The organism is Streptomyces sp. NPDC096105 (assembly GCF_044763335.1).
Classification (GTDB): domain Bacteria; phylum Actinomycetota; class Actinomycetes; order Streptomycetales; family Streptomycetaceae; genus Streptomyces.
The window spans coordinates 612731-620648 of the sequence record NZ_JBIWGC010000001.1; the positions used below are offsets into that span (position 1 = coordinate 612731).

General features: G+C 71.5%; 4 protein-coding genes. 2 read left to right on the forward strand and 2 right to left on the reverse strand.

What is annotated here, in order from left to right:
• Window positions 1-34 precede the first annotated feature (34 nt).
• Window positions 35-2782 carry a pyruvate, phosphate dikinase gene (ppdK, locus tag ACIQ8B_RS02690; protein WP_403544745.1) on the reverse strand — a complete coding sequence of 916 codons (2748 nt, stop codon included), beginning with the start codon at window positions 2780-2782 and terminating at the stop codon, window positions 35-37.
• 494 nt (window positions 2783-3276) lie between these two features.
• On the opposite strand from ppdK, the gene ACIQ8B_RS02695 reads away from it, so the two are divergent.
• Window positions 3277-5019: a CDP-alcohol phosphatidyltransferase gene (locus ACIQ8B_RS02695; RefSeq protein ID WP_403544747.1), complete on the forward strand. Its 1743-nt coding sequence runs from the start codon at window positions 3277-3279 to the stop codon at window positions 5017-5019.
• On the opposite strand, the gene dusB is transcribed toward ACIQ8B_RS02695, so the two are convergent.
• Entirely contained in the window at window positions 5020-6186 is a 1167-nt protein-coding gene (gene dusB, locus ACIQ8B_RS02700; RefSeq protein ID WP_403544749.1) for a tRNA dihydrouridine synthase DusB, read from the reverse strand.
• 95 nt (window positions 6187-6281) lie between these two features.
• Between dusB and ACIQ8B_RS02705 the strand changes: the two genes are divergently transcribed.
• Window positions 6282-7727: an MFS transporter gene (locus tag ACIQ8B_RS02705; protein ID WP_403544751.1), complete on the forward strand. Its 1446-nt coding sequence runs from the start codon at window positions 6282-6284 to the stop codon at window positions 7725-7727.
• Window positions 7728-7918 lie beyond the last annotated feature (191 nt).

A 7918-nucleotide genomic window follows, 5' to 3' on the forward strand; every position in this document is an offset into this window, starting at 1 on the left:
CGACGGCCCCGGGGTCCGGCGCGCCCCGGAGGGCTCAGCGGTGGTCGCTGCCCGCCGAGGTGACGGCCGCGCGGCCGGCCTCGAGACGGGCCACCGGGATGCGGAACGGGGAGCAGGAGACGTAGTCCAGTCCCACCTCGTGGAAGAAGTGCACCGACTCCGGGTCGCCGCCGTGCTCGCCGCAGACGCCGAGCTTCAGGTCGGGCCGGGTGGCGCGGCCCGCCGCGGCGGCGGACTTCACCAGGGACCCCACGCCGTCCTTGTCGATCGTCTCGAACGGCGACACCCCGAAGATGCCCTTCTCCAGGTAGGCCGTGAAGAAGCTGGCCTCCACGTCGTCCCGGGAGAAGCCCCACACCGTCTGGGTGAGGTCGTTGGTGCCGAAGGAGAAGAACTCGGCGGCCTCCGCGATCTGACCGGCGGTCAGCGCGGCGCGCGGCAGCTCGATCATCGTGCCGATCGCCAGCCTGAGCCGCGTGCCGGTGGACTCCTCGACCTCCGCGACGACCCTGTCGGCCTCCTCGCGGACGATCTCCAGCTCCTGGACCGTGCCGACCAGCGGGATCATGATCTCCGCGCGCGGGTCGCCCTTGGCGTTCCGGCGCTCGGCCGCGGCCTCCGCGATGGCCCGCACCTGCATGGTGAACAGGCCCGGGATGACCAGGCCGAGGCGGACCCCGCGCAGGCCCAGCATCGGGTTCTGCTCGTGCAGCCGGTGCACGGCCTGGAGCAGCCGCAGTTCGTTCTCGTGCGGCTCCTGCCGGGACTCGGCGAGGGCGACGCGGACCGACAGCTCGGTGATGTCGGGCAGGAACTCGTGCAGCGGCGGGTCGAGCAGGCGGATGGTGACGGGCAGGCCGTCCATCGCCTCGAACAGCTCGACGAAGTCCTGCTTCTGCAGCGGCAGCAGCGCCTTCAGCGACTCCTCGCGCTCGGTCTCGGTGTCGGCCAGGATCAGCCGTTCCACCAGCTCGCGCCGGTCGCCGAGGAACATGTGCTCGGTGCGGCACAGGCCGATGCCCTGGGCGCCGAAGCGGCGGGCGCGCAGCGCGTCCTCGGCGTTGTCGGCGTTGGCGCGCACCCGCAGCCGGCGCTTGCGGTCGGCGAAGGCCATCATCCGGTGCACGGCCTCGACCAGCTCGTCGGCGTCGTCGGCGCCCGGGTGCATCCGGCCCTCGAAGTACTCCACGACCGGCGACGGCACGACCGGGACCTCGCCCAGGTAGACCTTGCCGCTGGAACCGTCGATGGAGATGAGGTCGCCCTCCTCCACGACGCGCCCGCCGGGCACGGTCATCCGGCGGCGCTTGGTGTCGACCTCCAGCTCCTCGGCGCCGCAGACACAGGTCTTGCCCATGCCGCGGGCGACGACGGCCGCGTGGGAGGTCTTGCCGCCGCGCGAGGTGAGGATGCCCTCGGCGGCGATCATGCCGTCCAGGTCGTCGGGGTTGGTCTCGCGGCGGATCAGGATGACCTTCTCGCCGGAGCGGGACCACTTCACGGCGGTGTAGGAGTCGAAGACCGCCTTGCCGACCGCGGCGCCCGGGGAGGCGGCGATGCCGCGTCCGACCTGCTCGACCTTGGCGCTCTCGTCGAAGCGCGGGAACATCAGCTGGGCGAGCTGGGCGCCGTTGACGCGGGTGAGCGCCTCGGCCTCGTCGATCAGGCCCTGGTCCACGAGCTGCGTGGCGATGCGGAAGGCCGCGCCCGCGGTGCGCTTGCCGACGCGGGTCTGCAGCATCCACAGCCGGCCGCGCTCGATGGTGAACTCGATGTCGCAGAGATCCTTGTAGTGGTTCTCCAGGGTCTCCATGATCTGCAGGAGCTGGTCGTACGACTTCTTGTCGATCTGCTCCAGCTCCGCGAGCGGGACGGTGTTGCGGATGCCCGCGACGACGTCCTCGCCCTGCGCGTTCTGCAGGTAGTCGCCGTAGACGCCCTGGTGGCCGGAGGCGGGGTCGCGGGTGAAGGCGACGCCGGTGCCGGAGTCGGGGCCGAGGTTGCCGAAGACCATCGAGCAGACGTTGACGGCGGTGCCCAGGTCGTGCGGGATGCGCTCCTGGCGGCGGTAGAGCTTGGCCCTCTCGCCGTTCCAGGAGTCGAAGACGGCCTTGATGGCGAGGTCCATCTGCTCGCGCGGGTCCTGCGGGAAGTCCCGGCCGCACTCGGTCTTGACGATCTTCTTGAACTTGGTGACGAGCTTCTTGAGGTCGGCGGCCTCCAGCTCGGTGTCGACCGTGACCTTCTTGGCCGCCTTGGCCGCCTCCAGCGCGTCCTCGAACAGCTCGCCGTCCACGCCGAGGACGGTCTTGCCGAACATCTGGATCAGGCGCCGGTAGGAGTCCCAGGCGAACCGGTCGTCGCCGGCCTGCTGGGCCAGGCCCCGCACGGACGTGTCGGACAGACCGATGTTGAGGACGGTGTCCATCATGCCGGGCATGGAGAACTTGGCGCCGGAACGGACCGACACGAGGAGGGGGTCGTCGGCCTGGCCGAGCTTCTTGCCCATCCGCTGCTCGAGGGCCTCGAGGTGCGCACTCACCTCGTCACGCAGTGCCGCGGGCTCCTCGCCGCTCTCCAGGTAGACCTTGCAGGCCTCCGTGGTGATGGTGAAGCCGGGTGGCACGGGGAGACCGAGGTTGGTCATCTCGGCGAGGTTGGCCCCCTTGCCGCCGAGCAGGTCCTTGAGGTCCTTGTTGCCCTCGGTGAAGTCGTAGACGAACTTCACGCTCTCAACGCTCGTGCCCGACCGAGCACCATGGTGATCTTTGTTTTCCGACACGGGTCTCGACTCCTCGAGGACGCGGTGGCTGCCCTGACGGCGAGGAATGTACCCAGATCAAAGGCGTCTGGGTACGTCCACTTGTGGGTCGTGCGCCTGTCACCGGCCGAGCGCCAGCGGATCGAAAGTCAAAGCTTGGCAAGCCGTCGGAGCCCGGTGTTTTCACTTCTTGAACGCGGAACGCCTCCAGCGACCGATCGGAACGCTCACCTGAGCATTAAGAGTCACGTTTGATTTCGCTCGATGAACGATCATCGAGTGGCACTGAGTGCCATCCTTTGAGAAGTGCAGCCTTCCATGATCCGCTCATCTGAGCGCAACCACTATCAGGGGTGGTGAGAATCACGCTGCCACACGGTGCCGGGTTCCACCATGCGGACCCGGGGGATGAACGCTCGGGCCCGGCCGCCCGTACGGAGGGGAGGCGGATCCGGACCCCCACGCCGGGTCCGCCCTCCCGCCTCCCCGGCCTCGGTACGGAAGGAACCTCCGGGTTGCCCGTCTTCACTCCCGTCCTCACGCGCCTGCGCGCCCTCCGTGTTCCCCTGCGCCCGCGGGACACCCGTCTCCTCGCGCGTCTGCGGCGCGCACGCGACGCACACCCCTCCGCCGGCCGCGCCCTGCGCCTCACGGTGCACGTCCTCGCCGCCGTCCTGGTGCTCGGCGCCCTGCTGATGCCGAACACCGCGCCGGGCCTGCGCCCCGACCGCTTCACCCGGATCCCCGCCGAGGCGATCGTCGGGGCGGTCCTGCTGCTCGCCCTGCCGCGCCGGCCGCGCGTGGTCCTCGCCGCGCTCTGCGGCACGGGCCTCGGCCTGCTGACCGTGCTCAACCTGCTGGACATCGGCTTCGGCGAGTACCTGGGCCGCGGCTTCAACCTGGTCCTCGACTGGGGCCTGCTGGACGACGCCCTGTCCTACGTGCGGGACTCCATGGGCGGCTTCGTCGCCACCGCCGCCGCCGTCGGCGCGGTCCTGCTCGCCGTGCTCGTGGTGGCCGTCATGGCGCTGGCCACGGTGCGGCTCGGCAACCTGCTGGCCCGGCACCGCTCCCGCGCGAGCCAGGGCGCCCTGATCGCGGGCACCGTGTGGATCACCTGCGCCTCGCTGGGCCTGCAGATCTCGGGCCTGCCGGTCGCCTCGGACCGCGCGGCGGACACCCTGCGCGGGCAGACCCGGCGGGTGGTGGACACCCTGCGCGACGAGGCGGCCTTCGCGAAGGAGGCGCGGACGGACGCCTTCGGCGCCACCCCGCCACGCCTGCTCCTGCCGGACCTGCGCGGCAAGGACGTCGTCATCGCGTTCATCGAGAGCTACGGCCGGGTGGCCGTCGAGGACCCGCTGATCGCGCCCGGCGTCACCCGCACCCTCGACGCCCGGGGCGCCGCGCTCGCCGCGGCCGGCTACCGGGCGCGCAGCGGATGGCTGACCTCGTCGACGTACGGCGGGAGCAGCTGGCTCGGGCACTCCACGACCCTGTCCGGCCTGTGGATCGACAACCAGCAGCGGTACCGCACCGCGACCAGCAGCGACCGCCTCACCCTCACCGCGGCCTTCCGGAAGTCCGGCGCGTGGGACACCGTCGGCGTCATGCCGGGCGTGCAGAAGGCCTGGCCGGAGGCGAAGTGGTACGGCCTGGACACGGTGTACGACGCCTTCGGGATGGGCTACGAGGGACCGAAGTTCAGCTGGTCCACCATGCCGGACCAGTACGCCCTGGAGGCGTTCGAGCGCCTGGAGCACGGCAGGGAGCGGGACCGGCCGCTGATGGCGGAGGTCATCCTCACCTCCAGCCACCAGCCGTGGGCGCCGGTCCCGGAGATGATCGACTGGGAGGACCTGGGTGACGGTTCGGTCTTCGACGCGATCGAGGAGGAGGGGCGGGAGGCGTCCGAGGTGATGGCCGACTCCGCGGAGTCCCGCAAGGAGTACGGCCGGTCCGTGTCGTACTCGGTGACCGCCCTCACCGCGTGGCTGGAGCGCTACGGCACCGACGACACCGTGCTGGTCTTCCTCGGCGACCACCAGCCCGTCGCCCGCGTCACCGGACACACCAGGAACCGGGACGTGCCGGTGACGGTCGTCGCCAAGGACCCTGAGGTGCTGCGGAAGACCGACGGCTGGAACTGGACACCCGGGCTCCGGCCCGCCGACGACGCCCCCGTGTGGAGGATGGACGCCTTCCGCGACCGCTTCCTGACCGCCTACGGGTCCGTGCCGCGGCCCACGAAGCGCTGATCAGCCGCCGGAGGTGTCCAGCTCGGCGTCCTCGCCGACGCCCGCGCAGTCGTAGGGGTCCCTCAGCCAGCCGTCCGGCAGCACCACGCGGTTGTTGCCGGACGTACGGCCGCGGGGGCCGTCGGCGCCGGCCGGCCAGGGCTGGTCCAGGTCCAGCTCGTCGAGCCCGGCCCGCAGCTCCTCCAGCGTGGAGGTGACGGCGAGCCGCCGGCGCATCTCGGAGCCGACCGCGAAGCCCTTCAGGTACCAGGCGACGTGCTTGCGGAAGTCGATCACGCCGCGCGACTCGTCGCCGATCCACTCGCCGAGCAGCGTGGCGTGCCGCACCATCACGTCGGCCACCTCGCGCAGGGTGGGCCGTACGTAGCCGTCCGGGCGGCCCTCGAAGGCGGCGACCAGGTCGGCGAAGAGCCACGGCCGGCCGAGGCAGCCGCGTCCGACGACCACGCCGTCGCAGCCGGTCTCGCGGACCATGCGCAGGGCGTCGTCGGCGGACCAGATGTCCCCGTTGCCGAGCACCGGGATCTCGGGGACGTGCTCCTTGAGCCGGGCGATCGCCGCCCAGTCGGCGGTGCCGCCGTAGTGCTGGGCGGCGGTGCGGCCGTGCAGCGCGATGGCGGTGACGCCCTCCTCGACGGCGATCCGGCCGGCGTCCAGGTAGGTCAGGTGGTCGTCGTCGATGCCCTTGCGCATCTTCATCGTGACCGGCAGGTCCCCGGCGCCGGCGACGGCCTCGCGCAGGATGGCGCGCAGCAGGTTCCGCTTGAAGGGGAGCGCCGAGCCGCCGCCCTTGCGGGTCACCTTGGGCACCGGGCAGCCGAAGTTGAGGTCGATGTGGTCGGCGAGGTCCTCCTCCGCGATCATGCGGACGGCCTTGCCGACGGTGGCCGGGTCGACGCCGTAGAGCTGGAGGGAGCGCGGCTGCTCGGCGGCGTCGAACCGGATGAGCTGCATGGTCTTCTCGTTGCGCTCGACCAGCGCCCGGGTGGTGATCATCTCGCTGACGAACAGCCCCTTGCCGCCGCTGAACTCCCGGCACAGGGTGCGGAAGGGCGCGTTGGTGATCCCGGCCATCGGGGCGAGCACGACGGGCGGTTGCACGGCGTGCGGGCCGATGGACAGGGTCGTGGTCACGGGCGTGCTCGGGGTCGGCGAGGGCGTGGGCATTCCCCCATTGTCCCGCATCGGCGGGACGCTCCGCACAATGACCGTGTAATGGTCATTAGTTAGTCGCACTATCGACGTGACGTACGATGGCCCGCATGCCCGAGCTCAGCCATGGCCGACGCATGCTGGTGCTCGCGATCTGCTGCATGAGCCTGCTGATCGTGAGCCTGGACAACACGGTCCTCAACGTCGCCCTGCCCGCCCTCCAGCGGGAGCTGGACGCGAGCACCTCGGGACTGCAGTGGACCATCGACGCCTACACGCTGGTGCTGGCCTCGCTGCTGATGCCGGCCGGCTCGACGGCCGACCGGATCGGCCGCAAACGGGTGTTCATGTCCGGCCTGACGGTCTTCACCCTGGGCTCGCTGCTGTGCTCGCTCGCCCCGGACCTGGAGTGGCTCGTCGTCTTCCGCATGGTGCAGGCGGTGGGCGGCTCCATGCTCAATCCGGTCGCCATGTCGATCATCACCAACACCTTCACCGACCCGCGCGAGCGCGCCCGCGCGATCGGCGTGTGGGGAGCCGTGGTCGGCCTGTCGATGGCCGCCGGACCGCTGGTCGGCGGGCTGCTGGTGGACTCGGTCGGCTGGCGCTCCATCTTCTGGGTCAACCTGCCGGTGGGCCTCGTCGCCCTGCTGCTGACCTGGCGCCTCGTCCCGGAGTCCCGCGCCCCGCGCGCCCGCCGCTCCGACCCGGTGGGCCAGATCCTGGTCATCACCCTGTTCGGCTCCCTCACCTACGCGATCATCGAGGCCCCGCACGGCTCCTGGCAGTCCACCGCGCCCTTCGCCGCGCTCGCGCTGATCGCCCTCCTGGCTCTCCTCCGCTACGAGCCACGCCGCCCGGAGCCGCTGATCGACCTGCGCTTCTTCCGCTCGGCGCCGTTCAGCGGGGCCACGGTGATCGCGGTGAGCGCCTTCGCGGCGCTCGGCGGATTCCTGTTCCTGTCCACGCTGTACCTGCAGAACGTGCGGGGGCTGAGCGCACTGGAGGCGGGACTGTGGATGCTGCCGATGGCCGTCCCGACGTTCCTGTGCGCCCCGTTGTCCGGACGTCTCGTCGGCAGCCGGGGCCCGCGGCTGCCGCTGCTGGTCGCGGGCGGCGCCATGACGGTGAGCGGGCTGCTGTTCGCTCTCTTCGAGGCGGAGACGTCGAACGTGACCCTGTTCGCCGGCTACGTCCTGTTCGGCGTCGGCTTCGGCTTCGTCAACGCCCCCATCACCAACACGGCGGTCTCCGGCATGCCCGCCGACCAGGCCGGGGTCGCCTCCGCGGTCGCCTCCACCAGCCGCCAGCTCGGCCAGACCCTGGGCGTGGCGGTCCTCGGCGCGGTCCTCGCGGCGGGGGTCGGCTCGTCCTCGTACGCCGACACCTTCGTGACGGCGTCCCGCCCCGGCTGGTGGGTCCTGGCCGGCTGCGGCGCGGCGGTCCTGGCGGTCGGCGCCCTCACGTCGGGAGCCTGGGCCCGTGGAACGGCGGAACGCGCGGCGCGGCGGCTGAAGACGGAGGAACAGGCCCGGCGCACGGGAGTCGACGCCTGAGCCGGCGGCACGCCGGGGAAGCCGGGCCGGGCGGGCGGTGGGGCTCTGTGTGCGGTCGCGCCCCCGTGCCGGGCGGCCCCCGGGCGCGCCCCGGCCGGCGGGGCCCCCCCAACGCCGGCCGGGGGCCCCCCCAACGGAAGAGCCGCGGGTAGGGTAATAGTGTTGTTGAGTGTGTTTTTATAAGTTGTGGC

What these genes read in the sequence shown, in the direction of transcription:
- ACIQ8B_RS02705 (WP_403544751.1), top strand. Translation starts at nt 6,282, where the DNA reads ATGCCCGAGCTCAGCCATGGCCGACGCATGCTGGTGCTCGCGATCTGC.
- dusB (WP_403544749.1), bottom strand. Translation starts at nt 6,186, where the DNA reads ATGCCCACGCCCTCGCCGACCCCGAGCACGCCCGTGACCACGACCCTG.